This is a genomic window from Lentilitoribacter sp. Alg239-R112 (genome assembly GCF_900537175.1).
Classification (GTDB): domain Bacteria; phylum Pseudomonadota; class Alphaproteobacteria; order Rhizobiales; family Rhizobiaceae; genus Lentilitoribacter.
The window spans coordinates 625,823-643,308 of record NZ_LS999834.1; the positions used below are offsets into that span (position 1 = coordinate 625,823).

A 17,486-nucleotide genomic window follows, 5' to 3' on the forward strand; every position below is an offset into this window, starting at 1 on the left:
TTGCATCTTTCCTGTTTAGAGGTTAGAAGCTTGCTCAATCAACAGGAAATCATTCTAAATGACTGAGACGCTCTCTGAGGCGGTATCGCGCCGTAGAACTTTTGCGATCATTTCGCACCCAGATGCTGGTAAAACGACTCTCACTGAAAAACTTTTGCTTTTTGGTGGCGCTATTCAGCTTGCAGGCGAGGTGAAAGCCAAAAAGGACCGTATTCAAACGCGATCCGATTGGATGAAGATCGAACGTGAGCGCGGCATTTCCGTCGTCACATCCGTAATGACATTCGAGTATGATGATAAAGTCTATAATCTTCTAGATACACCAGGCCACGAAGACTTCGCCGATGATACATACCGTACATTAACGGCAGTCGATGCGGCTGTCATGGTTGTAGATGCTGCCAAAGGTATCGAACCTCGAACACTCAAACTTTTTGAAGTTTGTCGTTTGCGCGATATTCCAATTATCACATTTGTAAATAAGATGGACCGTGAGGCCCGCGACATTTTTGAAATCCTTGACGAGATTGAAGAAAAACTTGCGCTTGATACGGCTCCCATCACATGGCCGATTGGTCAGGGCAAAACATTTTCTGGCACCTACCACTTAGCTGATAACAGCGTTCGCAAAAATGATAGTGAAACTGAAACGACACCCGTAATTGGGCCAGAGGCTGACAGTGCAGCAGGTTTGCTTCCTGAAAATGAGCGGGAAGCATTTATTGAATCTTGCGCTCTCGCACAAGAGGCATGTAATCCATTTGATTTAGAAGCCTTTCTTGCAGGGCATTTATCTCCCGTGTTCTTTGGGTCCGCCTTGCGTAACTTCGGTGTTCGAGACCTAATCAATGCACTTGGGAAGTTCGCACCACCACCTCGTTCTCAAGTTGCTGATATTAGAACTGTTGAGGCGATAGATCCGAAAATGTCTGCTTTCGTATTTAAAATTCAGGCGAATATGGACCCCAACCACCGAGACCGTATCGCATTTGTGCGTGTTTGTTCAGGCCAGCTGAAACGTGGCATGAAAGCTCGCCTTGCCAGAACCGGTAAACTTATGGGGCTATCAGCGCCACAATTCTTTTTTGCATCTCAACGACAACTTGCAGACACCGCTTATGCTGGCGATGTAGTGGGCATTCCCAATCACGGGACATTACGCATTGGCGATACGTTGACCGACGGTGAGGCACTTGTTTTCCAAGGCGTACCAAATTTCGCACCTGAAATATTGCGTCGTGTAAGGCTGGAAGATGCCATGAAAGCCAAGAAGTTGAAGGAAGCGCTGCAGCAAATGGCCGAGGAAGGCGTCGTGCAGCTCTTTATTCCAGAGGATGGATCACCCGCAATCGTGGGTGTAGTTGGTGCGCTCCAACTTGATGTATTGAAAGAACGTTTAAAAGTTGAATACAGCCTTCCGGTTAGCTTTGAATTGGCTAGATTCTCTATTTGCCGCTGGATTTCTGCAGATGATGAAAGTGATGTTGACCAATTTATCAAGACCCACCGCGGTGATATTGCACGCGATCTTGATGGCGACCCGGTATTTTTAGCTGCGGACGGCTTTTCATTGAATTATGAAGCCGACAGGTCACCATCAATTAAGATGGTTGATATTAAAGAATATCAAACTCAATAAATTTGCATCTTGTAGATTTATTTTTCTTGAAACAAAGGGCCACAATTTCTACATCTGTTACCTACAATACATGAGGGTCGTACTCTCATAAAATGTTCTGTTTTATTGCAATGACCAATTGGTCAGAAGGAGAAAATAATGTCACTTCGCATCAACGATACGGCACCAGATTTTACTGCCGAAACTACACAAGGCACAATTAATTTCCACGAATGGATGGGCGATAGTTGGGCGGTGTTATTTTCTCACCCAAAAGACTTTACCCCCGTTTGCACCACAGAACTTGGCACAATGGCTGGCATTGCACCTGAGTTTGAAAAACGCAATGTAAAGATCATTGGCATCTCCGTTGATCCCGTTGAAAGTCATGAAAAATGGAAAGCTGACATTGCAACAGCTACTGGCCATAATGTTGATTACCCACTGATTGGCGACAAAGATCTAGCTGTTGCGAAAGCATTTAGTATGTTGCCAGCTTCGGATGGCGATACATCAGAAGGCCGTACTCCGGCAGATAACGCAACAGTTCGTTCAGTGTTCGTCATCGGACCTGATAAAAAGGTTAAGTTAGTTCTCACATATCCAATGACAACTGGCAGGAATTTTAATGAAATTCTTCGAGCGATTGATTCCATGCAACTCACTGCAACACACAAAGTAGCGACACCTGCAAACTGGGAAAATGGTGATGATGTTATTATCACGCCAGCCGTTTCGAACGAAGAAGCAACTGAAAAATTTGGTAGCTTTGACACTGTTTTGCCTTACCTGCGCAAAACAAAACAGCCAAAATAAAACTATCATATCTAATGAAAACCGGCGAAATTCGCCGGTTTTTTTGTAATGTTTTTTGCTTAATCTACAAATGACCCTGATCTAAGATCTCGCATCGCCTGATTGATCTCTTCTTGCGTGTTCATCACGATAGGCCCATGCCAAGCCACCGGCTCCTCAATTGGTTTTCCTGAAACTAGCAAGAATCTAATACCCTCTTCACCGGATTGCACAGTAATCTCATCGCCCGTATCGAAAACAACCAAGGTACGGTCACCGCTCAGGTCGCGCAGGTGCACTTCCTCCCCTGCGATTTCTTTTTCAATCAGTATGCCCTGCGGTCTAGATGCATCTCGAAATGTACCGGACCCAGCGAATATATATGCAAAAGCTGATTTATAGGTATCCACTTTAAAACGTTTTCTTGTGAGCGGTGGTACGGAAATATCCAAAAAAGTTGGCTCCGCAGCAACACCTTCTACTGGGCCAGTTTTACCCCAAAAGTCACCAATAATTACACGCGCAACCGTTCCATCATCCTCTATCACTGTTGGAATTTCTTTAGATGAAATATCCTGATATCGCGGGTCAGTCATTTTTAACGCAGATGGCAAGTTTGCCCATAGTTGAAAACCATGCATCTTTCCAGTTGCATCACCATGAGGCATTTCTTGGTGCATAATTCCGCGACCTGCAGTCATCCATTGCACATCGCCTGCCCTCATACTACCTCGATTGCCAAGACTATCGCCATGTTCGACAGAGCCAGCAAGCACATACGTAATTGTCTCAATGCCGCGATGGGGGTGCCATGGGAAACCATTCTCATATTTTGCCGGGTCATCATTTCGAAAATCATCGAACAACAAAAAGGGGTCCGCAAGAGTTGGATCCGTAAATCCAAATGCGCGATGCAAATGCACGCCCGCACCTTCCATCGTAGGTACCGCTTGAGAAGTAGATTTAATTGGCCTGATAGACATATCTTATCCTTCGGTTTAACACCGTTTCTTTGCGTTCTACCGACAACGTATAGATTGCACTCTTCAAAACAAGTCATAGACTAAACGACAAATTATTCGCAAAAACGCAACAATAACGGGATTTACTCAAACAAGGTTTGTAAGAGGGATAGCAGTCTCTTCTTTGACTTCTTCCATAATGAAAGAAGCTGAAACATCTGCAAGTGGTACATTTCCAATTAATTTTTTGTACAGTCTATCATATGCTTTTACATCGCTTACACGTGCGCGAAGAACATAGTCAATCTCACCCGAGGTTCTATAAAACCCAACAATTTCAGGTATTGTCGATACGGTTTGCTTCAAGCGCTCGAACCAATGATCGTCATGATTGGATGTGCGAATAAATATCATGACAGATAAACCACAGCCAGCCATTTCAGCATCAAGCACCGCAACTCGACCCTTGATAATTCCACTCTCCTCAAGCTGTTTTAGTCGACGCCAGCATGTATTGCGGGGAACACCTGTCTTCTCAGACAGAGCCTCTACAGACAGAGTGCCATCTTTCTGTAATTCATTCAAAATTCGGGAATCTTGTTCGCTTATTTTCATGGTAATGGGATATATATCTCATTTTTTCGCGCACATCTAGATATATTGAGACATCATTCCCAAGAAATATTGTTATAATGGATGTATCAAGGGGAGCAAAATATGCAAAAACTTATAAATGCATTCATCGAACATCCACAATCAGTTGACGAGACCTATTGGCAGCACATGTTATTTGCCGGCAGTTTCTCATATAAATTAACGCTGGCCGCAATGGCTGCGATGGTCCACGCTATTTTCCCATTTCTATTTGAGAAAACAGCAAGCACAATTCTTCAAGGCCTCGTTAATAAGATGCACAATCGATCTTAACAAAACAGGGATATTACTAGATTGAAATTCCTGAAAGTTTCAACGCGATATATTCAACCAAACGACTGGCAACCTGCGATTTACTCAGATCCGGCCAATCCTGAACATTATCCTTAGAAATAATTTTCACCCTATTTCGATCGCCACCCATAATGCCAGTTTCCGGTGATACATCATTTGCAACAATTAAGTCCGCACCCTTGCGCTTAAGTTTTGATGTTGCATTATTGACGAGATTCTGCGTCTCTGCTGCAAAACCAACGACAATTTCAGGTCTTTGCTTATGATGTCCGACAGTTTTTAAGATATCCGGATTTTCAACCAATTCAAAATTTGGGACAGATTTCCCCTTCTGTTTTTTAATTTTTTCACCCGCCTCACCTTTTACGCGCCAGTCTGCAACTGCTGCGACCATAATGGCGATATCAACAGGAAGAAGCTGTTCAACAACATCCAACATTTCTTCAGCACGCTCTACGCGCACAACATCAACGCCATAAGGGTCAGGAATATCTACTGGACCGGAAATTAGCTTTACTTTAGCGCCAGCTCTTGAAAGCGCTGCGGCAATAGCATGCCCTTGCTTACCAGAAGAACGATTGGCAATATAGCGTACGGGATCAATCGGCTCGTGGGTAGGGCCGGACGTCACAATTGCCGTTTTGCCGAGCAATGGCTGAGGGCGATCATCAAGAAGTTCATTTGCCGCCATCGCAATAGACAACTCATCAGCGAGACGCCCTTTGCCTGCCTCGCCACTTTCTGCCATCTCGCCAGCCTCAGGTTCAATCACATGAACACCATCTTGCTTAAGTGCCATCAAGTTTCGCTGAGTTGCTTTATTCATCCACATCTGAGGGTTCATTGCAGGCGCAATGAGAATAGGCTTATTCGTGGCAAGCAAAATTGTCGAAGCAAGATCATCGGCTATACCATTGGCCATTTTTGCCATAATGTTAGCTGTTGCTGGAGCAACCAACACAAGATCACAGTCTCGTGCCAAGCGGATATGGCCTACATCTTGTTCATCTTCACGCGAAAAAAGCTCCGTATAAACATGATCGGCAGCAAGCGCGCCGACCGATAGTGGTGTGATAAATTCTTGCGCACCATTTGTCATAACAGGCCTTACAGACACACCCCGCTCGCGCAAGCGACGAATGAGATTAAGCGATTTATAGGCAGCAATACCACCAGTAATAATAAGAAGTACTCGCTTTCCATCTAACGCAGGCATATCGTGGACATTAGAAGGCGTGGGCATCGGCGAGGAAACGGACATAGTAGGCTCCCCTGTTGACTCATCTAATCCCGCCAGCAAAAGACGCATCTCCTCTTCCATTGATCTACCATTTGCAGCAGCCTGCTCGCGCAGTTTTTGCTTTATCTCAGGATCAAGATTCCGAATTGTTAAACTAGCCATAACGCTTCCCATATGATTGCAATGCAATCAATTATAAGAATTTTACGCCATCATTGCAATCAAATTGAAGAATAAGCCATCATTGCTAAACTAATTGCAATGACCCACAGCGCCCAACGGCCTCCACGTGCATAATGAGCTTCTGCTTTGCCAATATTTTTCGCTGTCTGTTCATCAAAGCGCAAACCATGCTCAGTCATATATGAAATTTCAGACGACATCTTCTCAGCCTGCATCGCAATCTCGGGTGCCATTTTCCCCAAACGATGCAGCGCAATAAGCCCATCTTTTGCATCAGCTGCAAACCTTGCGGGGCCAAGATTAGATCTTATCCATTCGCTTACAACACTTTCAGATGCTTTCCACATATTGAAGTTTGGATTAAGCGTTCGCGCAACACCTTCTACAACGACCATTGTCTTTTGAAGCATAACCAATTCAGATCGTGCCTCCATATCGAACAACTCAGTAACTTCAAATAGAAGCGTCAGCAGCTTTGCCATTGAAATGGTTTCTGCAGATTGCCCGTGTATAGGCTCGCCAATGGCACGAATGGCCTGGGCGAAACTAGCAACATTATGTTTGGCTGGTACGTAGCCCGCATCAAAGTGCACCTGCGCCACCCGCATATAATCACGCGTAATAAAGCCAAATATAATTTCGGCCAGAAAACGACGCTCTTTAAAACCCAAACGACCAACGATACCCATATCCACCGCAACGAGACATCCGTCCTTATCAACGAATAAATTACCTTGATGCATGTCAGCATGGAAAAACCCATCTCGCAGGGTATGACGCAAAAAAGACTGAATAAGAACTTCCGCAATATGATTTAGATCGTGACCCGCAGCTTTTAAGCCATCAATATCACTCATCTTTGTGCCATCAATCCACTCCATGGTCAGCACATCACGGCCCGTTCGCTCCCAATCAACTATTGGCACACGAAAATCAGGATCGTCTTTCGTATTTTCAGCAATTTCAGAAAGCGCTGCAGCTTCTAAACGAAGATCCATCTCAATCTTCGTTGTCTGCTCAAGCGTTTGCGTGACCTCAACAGGACGCAAGCGTCTTGCTGCAGGAATAAATTTCTCCTGCAAATGCGAGACAAGATAAAAGACTTCTAAATCATGCCGAAACCGCATTCGCACCCCAGGACGTATGACCTTGACGGCAAGTTTTTTCTTTTCCCCATTGTCGGTAACTATCGCCGGATGAACCTGCGCAACCGAAGCTGCTGCAATTGGCTCTTCTACAACATCATACAGCTTATCAATTGATCGCCCGAGCGATTCCTCAATCTTCTTGACGGCAAGATCTTTTGCAAACGGCGCCATCTGATCTTGTAGCAACCCGAGATCGGCGGCTATATCTGTGCCGACTACATCAGCTCTCGTTGCCAAAAACTGCCCGAGCTTTACATAAGACGGACCAAGTTTTGCTATACCGCGCGCCAACCGATCGCTTCGCTCATCGCTGGCATTATTTTTTTTTCGCGACCGCGCAAACAAGCCGGCAAGCCGACTGATGAACATAGCCTGCCGGCCCATATCCTTACTAATTAGTTCGGATACGACACCTTCGCGAACCAAAACCCAACCATCACGGGCAAGCCGTAAATACGTACCGATTGACGCCATTTAGATTTTCCAACCCGAATGAAGGGCCGCAATTCCGCCTGTGTAATTTTTATATGTCACGCGCGAGAAGCCAGCATCTGAAATCATCTTCGCAAAATCATCTTGGTTAGGAAATTTTCGGATTGATTCAACCAGGTATTGATAAGGCTCGCTCTCGCCGGTCACCAAAGCGCCCATTTTAGGAATAGCATTAAACGACCATGCATCGTAGACTTTATCCAAAATCGGCATGTCAACTTCAGAAAATTCTAATACTATAATGCGCCCGCCCCGCTTTAAAACCCGAAAGGCTTCACGAAGAGCTTTATCGATATCAGGAACATTACGTATGCCAAATGCAATCGTGTAGGCATCAAAGCTACTATCTTCAAACGGCAAAGTCTCCGCGTTTGCCTCCACAAATTCGAGCTGCGACGCAAGCCCCCGACTTTGTGCCCGCTCCTGGCCAACAGCTAACATCGAGGCGTTAATATCCAACACGACACCGTTCGCATTTTTATCGGAGGCCTCAGCAATTCGGAATGCGATATCGCCGGTTCCACCCGCAACATCGAGAAAACGATAATCAGACGTTTTCTTGGGATTTAGTGATGCGATCATCGCATCTTTCCAAATACGATGCATGCCTGCCGACATCACGTCATTCATAATGTCATAGCGTTTAGCAACTTTGTGAAACACATCATTGACCAGTGTTTGTTTTTCACCCTCATCGACCGACTGAAAACCATAGGATGTCTGCATTCCACCATCTGTGGATGTGCGCTCTGTTGACATGTGTACTCCTTCAGAAGTCAATTTTTCATCTCACTATCTCAACGATAACGCATAAACTTAAAAGAACCCATGTGACATTTTAAGACAGGCGGATATTTTGCCTCTTGGCAGATTCTCAGTTATGCATTTCTCAAGCCATCTGTTTGCCTTATATGATATAAGCGCGCCAATTACCAAGAAAAAGCTGGAGTCTGGTAAATGCCTGAATTGCCCGAAGTTGAAACCGTCAGGCGGGGACTTACCCCCTCAATGGAAGGCGCACAAATATATAAGGTTGACCAAAACAGAGCGGATTTGCGCTTTCCCTTTGACCCGCATTTCAAAGAAACGCTTGAAGGTGCGATTATTAGAGAAATTGGAAGGCGAGCCAAGTATCTTCTGTTTCATCTCGATAATGATTATGTCCTGATTTCACATTTGGGCATGTCAGGCTCCTTTCGCATAATGAGCGAGGCGGAGGACTTATACCCTGGCGATTTTAATCATGAGAAAAGCAAAAACAAGAAACATGACCATGTCATCATTTATATAGAGAAGAATGGCATCAAATCTCGCATTGCATATAATGACCCTCGGCGCTTTGGGTTTATGGTCCTCATTAAACGGAATGACCTTCATGACCATAAATTCTTAAAAAGTATGGGGCCAGAACCTACCGGCAACGGAGTGGGTGCGGAATATTTGGCGACAAAATTCCAAAATCGAAAAACACCATTGAAGTCAGCATTACTTGATCAAAAAATCATCGCAGGGCTTGGTAATATTTATGTCTGCGAAGCATTATGGCGGTCCAGACTGTCGCCACTTACACAAATTGGCAGCCTTGTTAAGAAAAACGGCCAACCTAAGTCCAAATTAGGCTTTCTGGCAGAAAACATACGCGATGTGATAACTGATGCCATAAAGGCTGGCGGCTCGTCGCTTCAAGACCACATTCAGGCAGATGGCAGCTTGGGTTACTTCCAACATAGTTTTGCTGTTTACGGTCAAGAGAACAAACCTTGCAAACACGAAGACTGCGGCGGCGATATCATCCGCATCACACAAAGTGGACGTTCAAGCTTCTATTGTCCAAAATGTCAGAAATAATTGTAACTAGAAGATTGACCTTTTCCAAGTTTGACGCTATATGCCAGCTCAAGATTGATGGGCTTATCCATTAAACTAATTCCGACCATCGCAGGGATTGAATGTGCTACGGCACAATATACTATTGCGTTGGGTCGTTTATGAGTGAGAAAATTTATGGCTAATACTACTTCGGCAAAAAAAGCAACTCGCAAGATGGCTGCACGCACAGACGTGAATAAATCACGCAGAACACGCGTACGCAATTACATCAGAAAAGTTGAAGAAGCGATTGCTAGTGGCGATCAAAAAGCTGCTTCTGAGGCACTTAAAGCTGCTCAACCTGAAATGATGCGCGCTGCATCTAAGGGTGTTATGCACGCGAACACTGTGTCTCGTAAAATTTCAAGATTGTCTAGTCGCGTTAAAGCAGTTTCTGCTTAGCCAACTAAGTACTTTTTGAGACTAAAAATGCTCGGCAGTTTGCCGGGCTTTTTCTGTTTTGGCACAAATAGCGTGAATTCAATACGTTAGCAACTTCTTACATTGCAAGATATTACCCCTAATATTCAGGTGGTTAGGTCATTATTTACATGTTGCAATGCATTACGCATTATGACTCAGATAACTAAATAAAATTAAATTAAAAAAATGTTCATCATACCTTCTGCATCCATTTTCAAGGTTGCCGGATTGAAACTTCAATGAATCCAATAGACTAAAAAATTTTAACCAATACACACTGTTTAGAGAAAGCGCTGTCAAGTGTCAGAGGTTAAAATTTCGTAAAAATAGTCCCTTGATCTTGCCGCTTCATCCTGCGTAAATAGGAGATAGAAGTTCAAGGGTAGATAACAGGTGCGGCGGATTAAACCTTCTCTCATTTGCTACTCTGGGGGTTAGTAGGAACGTATTTTTCTAATACGTTTATTTTGTTTTTGTGAGTATTTTGATCTAAGCTGCTTGCAGCCTAGAAACGGTGTTTATAGCCGCGTCGAATGACGCCTGCCATTACACGGCGGTGAGGTGTAGATATTTGTTTTAGAGATCATTTTAGCGCCTTAAATGGGCAGAGGGGATGACTTTGGATATGGTTACTAGGGGCGACGATAGCGCGTGGAATAAAATGGATAATGATCTACATCTTAGCGAAGGTCTTATACTAAATCCTGAAGAAACCAAACCGGATATGATCCAAATGCCCAACACAACAATCGCAGATGCTGAGAAATCGTTCACACGAGTTCAAAAGCGATTGAAAGCAAAAGTCGGCCAAGAAGTATACACAAGCTGGTTTGGTCGTCTAAAATTGCATTGCACATCAAAAAATGTCATCCGCCTTTCAGTCCCAACGACTTTTTTAAAATCCTGGATCAATAATAAGTATCTCGACATTATCACAGAGCTTTTTCAGGAAGAAGAAGAAGCCATTATGAAAGTAGAGATCGTTGTCCGTTCTGCAACACGCGCTCCTGTGGAGAGCGCGATTGTTGCAGATACCAGCCAAAAACAACTCAAAGGCCCTGCAACACGAGTTGAAGACATTGATAAGGCCGCTCGGGTTCTCAACCCCAATCAAGCTGCGAACCATCCAAGTACTGACTTTAGTAATCAAAAGGTCATCGGGTCTCCATTGGACGGACGTTTTGATTTCACAAATTATATTGAAGGCTCATCTAATCGTGTTGCCTTAGCCGCCGCAAAAACGATCTCTGAATCTGGTATGGGTGCCATCCGCTTTAATCCGCTGTTCATCCATTCCAACGTGGGCTTAGGCAAAACACATCTTCTACAATCTATTGCTGGCGCTGCAAGCCAGAATAATCCGTCATTGCGTGTTGTGTATTTGACTGCTGAATATTTCATGTGGCGTTTTGCATCTGCTATTCGCGACAAAGATGCCCTGTCATTTAAAGAATCTTTACGAGATATAGACCTTCTCGTCATTGACGACATGCAATTCTTACAAGGCAAGTCTATACAAAATGAGTTTTGCCACCTTCTAAACATGCTTCTTGATTCAGCAAAACAAGTTGTTGTTGCTGCCGATCGCGCGCCATGGGAATTGGAATCACTTGATCCACGTGTCCGCTCTCGTCTTCAAGGTGGTGTTGCTATTGAAATAGAAGCACCCGATTATGAGATGCGCCTTAGAATTCTTAAAAACCGCCTTGAGATCGCCAAACAAAGTGACCCTAGTCTCGAAATTTCGGATGCAATCCTAAACCATGTAGCAATGACAATTACATCAAGTGGACGTGAATTGGAGGGTGCGTTTAACCAGCTTCTCTTCCGTCGCAGTTTTGAACCTGATCTTGATATTGACCGCGTTGATGCGCTCTTGGGTCACTTAGTCAACTCGGGTGAACCAAAGCGCATTCGTATTGAAGATATTCAACGCGTCGTGTCGCGTCACTTCAATGTGTCGCGTCAGGAGCTTGTTTCAAACAGACGCACACGCGTTATTGTAAAGCCTCGTCAAATCGCCATGTATTTAGCTAAGACTATGACACCACGTTCTTTTCCTGAGATTGGTCGTCGTTTTGGTGGCCGTGACCACACGACCGTACTTCATGCGGTTCGTAAGATTGAAGGCTTGATGAACGAAGATACTAAACTTTCTCATGAAGTTGAATTACTCAAACGCTTGATCAACGAATAGAAGTCATCCATTTCCCAAATTGAAACTTAAAGTCGGGGAAAGCAGGGTCGTAAACCTTGTTTTCCTTGCTTTTTGTGTCACGAATCGGCACATTATAATCCCAATTGCTATCTGCATTTGGGCTGTTGTTTCTATTTGCCCAAACAAAAATTGTGAATAGGATCAGCAAGATTTCCAACAAATTTAAAAATGGTCATTGATTATGCGTGTTACTCTTGAGCGTTCGAACCTCTTAAAATCCCTCAACCATGTACATCGTGTTGTTGAACGCAGAAATACAATTCCCATTTTGTCCAACGTCCTTTTACGAGCACAAGATGCAAGCCTTGAAATGAAGGCAACAGATCTTGATCTTGAGATAACAGAGGCAACCGCTGCAATGGTCGAACAAGCTGGCGCGACAACAGTGCCCGCTCATTTGCTTTATGATATTGTGCGCAAGTTGCCGGACGGCTCTGAAGTACTTCTGTCAACAGATGCAGATGGCAAAACAATGACTGTTGCATCAGGCAGGTCAAACTTCTCGTTACAATGCCTATCTGAAGCAGATTTTCCTGATCTTCCAGCTGGCGCATTTAGCAATACATTCAGAATTGCATCGACTGATCTTAAGATGCTGATCAGCCGCACACAGTTTGCAATCTCGACAGAGGAAACACGTTATTATCTCAATGGCATTTTCATGCATACAATTGAGACCGATGGCGGATTAAAACTTCGCGCCGTTGCAACAGATGGGCACCGCCTCGCTCGTGCTGACATTGATGCACCTAGTGGTTCAGAGGGTATGCCCGGTATTATCATCCCGCGTAAAACAGTTGGCGAATTGACAAAACTCGTCGATGATCCTGATTTATCCATTACTTTAGAAATATCAGAAGCAAAAATTCGTATGACTATTGGTAGTATTGTCATGACGTCGAAATTGATCGATGGTACGTTCCCGGATTATCAGCGCGTTATTCCATCTGGGAATGACAAAAAACTTTCGATAGATACACAAAGCTTCTCGCAAGCAGTTGATCGTGTTTCGACAATTTCCAATGAACGTGGTCGGGCTGTAAAACTATCTCTGTCTGAGGGACAGTTAACGCTCACCGTCAATAATCCTGATTCAGGCACCGCGACTGAGGAAGTTGCAGTCGCATATGATGACGACCCAATTGATATTGGATTTAATGCTAAGTATTTGCTTGATATCACAAATCAACTTTCTGGTGATGAAGCGATATTTATGCTCGCTGATCCAGGTTCACCAACGCTTGTACAAGATACTGCCGGAGATGATGCGTTGTACGTTCTTATGCCAATGCGTGTCTAGATTGAACATTACCAGTTGCTCTCCAAAAACGCATAAAGCGACTGTTCGGGCGATTGCTTTGACTGCCAACACATGGACGCCTTATGAGCGATAAGATCTATATTGAGCAATTACGTCTTGAACATTACCGCAATTATCAGTCGTTGCGTCAGAATCTGGATAGTCGTCATGTCGTACTCACAGGTGAAAATGGATCAGGTAAAACCAATCTGATTGAAGCGATCTCTCTCCTGACACCAGGTCGCGGCATTCGGCGCAGTTCCTATACTGAAATTCCTAATATCAAGGGACAGGGGTCATTCTCCGTTTTTGCTAAACTCTGCGGTATTGCAGGTGAAGTTAGCATTGGAACAGGGCTAACACCTGATGAACCAGGCTCACGCCGAATTCGGATTGATGGCCAAAATGCCAAAACAAATGATGAATTACTGGATCATACTCGAATATTATGGCTGACGCCTGCCATGGATGGATTGTTTACAGGAGGCGCGGGTGATCGGCGCAGGTTCCTTGACCGCCTGGTGCTCGCCATCAACCCTGCCCATGGTAAGCGCTCATCTAATTATGAGCGCACAATGCGCAGTCGCAATAAATTGCTGTCTGATGGAAACTTTGACCCTGTCTGGTTGGATGGAATTGAAGAGCAGATGGCTGAACTTGGCATCGCTATATCACATGCACGCTACGAATTTATCAATCTTTTGTCTTCGCTCATAGAAACTAATCTGGCCGATAGTATCTTTCCAAAATCTGTCTTAGCGCTCGATGGATTTGAATTTGGCGGCAATGATCAACCCGCTGCAGATGTCGAACAGAATTATATCGATCATCTGAAACAAGCCCGTCACCGGGATGCTGCAGCTGGCCGTTCACTGACTGGGCCCCACAAGATGGATCTTATTGTACAGCATCAAGAAAAAGAAATGCCAGCGGGAAACTGCTCCACAGGCGAGCAAAAGGCTCTGCTCATCGGATTAATTTTAGCCCATAGTCGCCTTGTAAAAAACCTTACCGGTTATGCACCTATTTTGCTTCTTGATGAAATTGCTGCACACTTGGATGAGAAACGACGCGCGGCACTGTTTGATTTAATCGATAGTCTTAATTGCCAGTCTTTTATGACCGGAACCGATAGATCAATGTTTGATGCGCTGGGAAATCGAGCACAATATTTCCAGGTGTCAGATGGTAAACTGCAAAGTGAATAATTAAATGAGCCAGTTGGATAGTTCGGAAATCGAAAGATATGCACGCCATATTATCTTGCCCGAAATCGGTGGGATTGGTCAGCAAAAATTGAAGTCCGCTAAAGTTGTCATTCTGGGAGCAGGTGGATTAGGCTCACCTGTGGCCGCATACCTGGCCGCAGCTGGTATCGGCCAAATTGGGATCATCGACGATGATGTTGTTTCACTCTCCAATCTACAACGTCAGATCATTCATGACACAGCTAAAATAGGTATACCTAAGACGGAAAGCGCAAAGACATCGCTTGAACGTATCAACCCAGAGATTGAGATAACAGCACATAACATACGATTAAGTGATGAAAACGCTGACGATCTACTTAGTTCTTATGACATTATTGTTGATGGTTCTGACAGTTTTAGCACACGCTACATATTGGCAGATCACGCAGAGCAACTTAAAATACCGATGGTGATGGCAGCCGTAGGACGGTTCGATGGCTCCCTCACTGTTTTTAAACCCTACATCAATACAAACCCGCGCATCCGCGACCTTTACCCCGAGGAACCTCCAGAGGGACTATTACCATCTTGCGCAGAAGCGGGAATCATTGGAGCTTTAACTGGCGTTATTGGAACATTACAAGCGATGGAAGTAATCAAACTGGTCACAGGAATTGGTGAACCACTTGTGGGTAGATTGCTTTTATATGACGCTCTTCGCACTCGATTTGATGAAATTGAATATCGACGTATGGAATAGAGTTGAGAAATAAGCACCCCAATTCAACATTGCTGATTTGTAATTCTACATGAAGATGTTGTAACTTGAGATAACAGACATTGTCCCGCACCATCCAAGCATGAATAGATAAAAGGATAGGTAGATGTCAAAAATTTTAATACTTCTTTCGGTCTTAACTATCGGCACGATAGCGACGACTTCAACGCAAGCTGCATCGATAAAACGCAATGACCCTAATCGTCCGGTTGGCTCAATAGCCGCTGATCTGGGCATTTCAACGAACCAATTTGTTACATGTTTTCACAACGTGAATCCCGCTTCTAAGGGTACAAAAGCATCCAGAGCACGCGAACATGCTAACAAGGATATTCTTTTGCCATGTTTGCAAAAAGCAAATACCAGCATAACGAATAATAGGCTTGATGATGTAATGGATAAATATCGGCCTGAAGGTCGCGTTGCAGGCGATTGATCGGCATAGAACCCAATAGAGATATGCTGGCCGCAAAATCATTGCAGCCAGCTAATTTTCATTACTTAATGACGGTACGACATAGAAGCGTATTATTTGTTTCCAGATCTGGGCCCCAAATCAACTTAGCACCACTATCCCATCTGACTTGATCATAACCATCTTTAGGTCCAACAGAGCGTTCCGAGTACTCACTTGCTTTAGGCCACGAACTGTCATCAAAAGATGGTGACTTCCAACCAGAAGGTTCAGCAGTTTTTGTAAAACCGCAGTTCCCTTTGCCAGCGACCGGATTTTTATCTTTCTCGCAAGACTTATTTGACGGCGCATTGTGCGTCACCATGCACCGCCATGATGAATTTGTCACGGCAACGGTTTTACCTGAGCTATCTTTGAACTGCGCTATAAAACCACCATCACCCATCTGCTGTTTGCGCGAGCCTATATATTCAAGGCCAGAATCATTTTCCTTAAAATCCTTAACAACAAAATTTAAAACAAATGGTCGCTCGGCGTTAAATGTAAAGCTTTCCTTATTAAAGGAACGCTCGGTATTGATGGAAACAGAATCTTCCTTAATTTCTTTCTCACCTGAATAGAATGCGAACCAATTATCAGCCCAAACATCTACGTTGAGTTTTTCAGCTTGCACTGCAGATGTTGCTAACAACCCTGCTAGCCCTGCAATTAAAACTGTCTTATTAATCATAAAATGCACCTCCATATAGTCTAGATATGAAACAGTAGATAATGATGAATATTGAAGACAATGTGTACAAAGTGTGAATAAAGAAGTGCTTCTCTGCTCTATTGACCAACCATGATCGGAATAACGACATTTGGAGGTCTGTGGCCATCAAAATAAGTACGAATATTGACGATTACCGCATTGCCCATGTCAATGCGACTTTCAATTGTTGCGGACCCTAAATGTGGTAGAATGGTTACTTTGCCGGACTTTGCGAGCTGCACCAACTTATCATTCACAGATGGTTCATGTTCAAAAACATCCAAACCAGCGCCACCAAGTTTCTCATCTTGCAGCGCTCTAACCATAGCTTCTTCATCAATGATTTCACCACGCGCCGTATTGACAATAAAGCTACCAGGCTTCATCAAAGCAATTCGGGCGGCCGATATCAAATGGTGAGTGGCTGTTGTCGAGGGACAATTGATGGACAATATGTCGACCTCTGTCAGCATTTTATCGAGATCTTCCCAATAAGTTGCTTCAAGCTCGTCATGTGTCTTTTGATCAACTTGCTCCCGGTTATGATAGTGGATATCCAAGCCAAATGCTTTGGCACGCTTGGCAACGGCGCTGCCAATGCGCCCCATCCCCAAAATACCCAGTTTTTTGCCATGAATACGGCTACCCAACATCCATGTCGGTGACCAACCCTGCCACGGCTCATCAGATGTCAGAACCTGCGCACCTTCAACCAGACGACGTGGCACTGCAAGAATGAGTGCCATTGTCATATCCGCAGTGTCGTCATTTAAAACATTTGCTGTGTTGGTAACTGTAATTCCATGATCTGTGGCGGCCTTGACATCGATATTATCAAACCCGTTACCAAAGTTAGTAATAAGCTTTAGGGAAGGTCCTGCTTGTTCGATTAGTTCGGCATCAATTATGTCGGACACCGTTGGCACCAAGACATCATTATTTTTCATTGCTGCGATTAATTCTGGCCGACTTCGCGGCTGATCAGTTACGTTAAACTCCACATTAAAAAGCTCCTGCATCCGGTCTTCCACCGCTTGTGGGAGTTTTCGGGTTATGTAAACCTTCGGCTTAGGCTTATCAGTCACTTCAGATCTCGTCCTTTTGTAAACAAATCTTTAACAAAAATAGTAGACTATGATGTATTACGTCTCCTGCA

Annotated in this window: 17 protein-coding genes; 10 read left to right on the plus strand and 7 right to left on the minus strand. The window is 44.2% G+C overall.

What is annotated here, in order from left to right; translation table 11 throughout:
• Positions 1–58: 58 nt before the first annotated feature.
• Both G3W54_RS16285 and G3W54_RS16290 read left to right on the plus strand, forming a co-directional pair.
• Positions 59–1,639: a peptide chain release factor 3 gene (locus G3W54_RS16285; protein ID WP_162654320.1), complete on the plus strand. Its 1,581-nt coding sequence runs from the start codon at positions 59–61 to the stop codon at positions 1,637–1,639.
• A 138-nt stretch (positions 1,640–1,777) separates the two neighbouring features.
• Positions 1,778–2,434, plus strand: coding sequence for a peroxiredoxin (locus G3W54_RS16290; protein WP_162654321.1), 657 nt, complete (start codon positions 1,778–1,780; stop codon positions 2,432–2,434).
• 59 nt (positions 2,435–2,493) lie between these two features.
• On the opposite strand, the gene G3W54_RS16295 is transcribed toward G3W54_RS16290, so the two are convergent.
• Both G3W54_RS16295 and G3W54_RS16300 read right to left on the minus strand, forming a co-directional pair.
• Entirely contained in the window at positions 2,494–3,396 is a 903-nt protein-coding gene (locus G3W54_RS16295; RefSeq protein ID WP_162654322.1) for a pirin family protein, read from the minus strand.
• Between the two features lie 126 nt (positions 3,397–3,522).
• On the minus strand, positions 3,523–3,990 hold the full coding sequence (locus G3W54_RS16300) for an Lrp/AsnC family transcriptional regulator (protein WP_174244255.1): 468 nt from the start codon (positions 3,988–3,990) through the stop codon (positions 3,523–3,525).
• Between the two features lie 102 nt (positions 3,991–4,092).
• On the opposite strand from G3W54_RS16300, the gene G3W54_RS16305 reads away from it, so the two are divergent.
• Entirely contained in the window at positions 4,093–4,302 is a 210-nt protein-coding gene (locus tag G3W54_RS16305; RefSeq protein ID WP_162654323.1) for a DUF6356 family protein, read from the plus strand.
• A gap of 16 nt (positions 4,303–4,318) precedes the next feature.
• On the opposite strand, the gene coaBC is transcribed toward G3W54_RS16305, so the two are convergent.
• From coaBC to ubiE, 3 genes are all read right to left on the minus strand, one after another.
• Complete coding sequence (gene coaBC / locus G3W54_RS16310; RefSeq protein WP_244627971.1) at positions 4,319–5,539, minus strand: bifunctional phosphopantothenoylcysteine decarboxylase/phosphopantothenate--cysteine ligase CoaBC; 1,221 nt, start codon at positions 5,537–5,539, stop codon at positions 4,319–4,321.
• A 245-nt stretch (positions 5,540–5,784) separates the two neighbouring features.
• A complete protein-coding gene (gene ubiB / locus G3W54_RS16315) occupies positions 5,785–7,368 on the minus strand; it encodes a 2-polyprenylphenol 6-hydroxylase (protein ID WP_162654325.1) in 1,584 nt (527 codons plus the stop codon).
• Positions 7,369–8,145 carry a bifunctional demethylmenaquinone methyltransferase/2-methoxy-6-polyprenyl-1,4-benzoquinol methylase UbiE gene (gene ubiE, locus G3W54_RS16320; RefSeq protein WP_162654326.1) on the minus strand — a complete coding sequence of 259 codons (777 nt, stop codon included), beginning with the start codon at positions 8,143–8,145 and terminating at the stop codon, positions 7,369–7,371. It lies immediately after the preceding gene.
• Positions 8,146–8,343: 198 nt separating this feature from the next.
• On the opposite strand from ubiE, the gene mutM reads away from it, so the two are divergent.
• The 7 genes from mutM (at position 8,344) to G3W54_RS16355 (ending at position 15,600) form a co-directional block, all read left to right on the plus strand.
• On the plus strand, positions 8,344–9,234 hold the full coding sequence (gene mutM / locus G3W54_RS16325) for a bifunctional DNA-formamidopyrimidine glycosylase/DNA-(apurinic or apyrimidinic site) lyase (protein WP_162654327.1): 891 nt from the start codon (positions 8,344–8,346) through the stop codon (positions 9,232–9,234).
• A 156-nt stretch (positions 9,235–9,390) separates the two neighbouring features.
• Positions 9,391–9,657: a 30S ribosomal protein S20 gene (gene rpsT, locus G3W54_RS16330; protein ID WP_162654328.1), complete on the plus strand. Its 267-nt coding sequence runs from the start codon at positions 9,391–9,393 to the stop codon at positions 9,655–9,657.
• A gap of 754 nt (positions 9,658–10,411) precedes the next feature.
• Positions 10,412–11,875 carry a chromosomal replication initiator protein DnaA gene (dnaA, locus tag G3W54_RS16335; protein ID WP_244627972.1) on the plus strand — a complete coding sequence of 488 codons (1,464 nt, stop codon included), beginning with the start codon at positions 10,412–10,414 and terminating at the stop codon, positions 11,873–11,875.
• A 202-nt stretch (positions 11,876–12,077) separates the two neighbouring features.
• Complete coding sequence (dnaN, locus tag G3W54_RS16340; protein ID WP_162654329.1) at positions 12,078–13,196, plus strand: DNA polymerase III subunit beta; 1,119 nt, start codon at positions 12,078–12,080, stop codon at positions 13,194–13,196.
• Between the two features lie 83 nt (positions 13,197–13,279).
• The gene (gene recF, locus G3W54_RS16345; protein WP_162654330.1) at positions 13,280–14,404 is read left to right on the plus strand and encodes a DNA replication/repair protein RecF; all 1,125 of its coding nucleotides are present in this window, start codon (positions 13,280–13,282) and stop codon (positions 14,402–14,404) included.
• Between the two features lie 4 nt (positions 14,405–14,408).
• On the plus strand, positions 14,409–15,146 hold the full coding sequence (locus tag G3W54_RS16350; protein WP_162654331.1) for a molybdopterin-synthase adenylyltransferase MoeB: 738 nt from the start codon (positions 14,409–14,411) through the stop codon (positions 15,144–15,146).
• Between the two features lie 124 nt (positions 15,147–15,270).
• Complete coding sequence (locus G3W54_RS16355) at positions 15,271–15,600, plus strand: hypothetical protein (protein ID WP_162654332.1); 330 nt, start codon at positions 15,271–15,273, stop codon at positions 15,598–15,600.
• A 61-nt stretch (positions 15,601–15,661) separates the two neighbouring features.
• Here the strand turns inward: G3W54_RS16355 and G3W54_RS16360 are convergent, their stop codons facing one another.
• Positions 15,662–16,309: a hypothetical protein gene (locus G3W54_RS16360; RefSeq protein WP_197742880.1), complete on the minus strand. Its 648-nt coding sequence runs from the start codon at positions 16,307–16,309 to the stop codon at positions 15,662–15,664.
• A 98-nt stretch (positions 16,310–16,407) separates the two neighbouring features.
• The gene (locus tag G3W54_RS16365; RefSeq protein WP_162654334.1) at positions 16,408–17,415 is read right to left on the minus strand and encodes a D-glycerate dehydrogenase; all 1,008 of its coding nucleotides are present in this window, start codon (positions 17,413–17,415) and stop codon (positions 16,408–16,410) included.
• Positions 17,416–17,486: the final 71 nt, after the last annotated feature.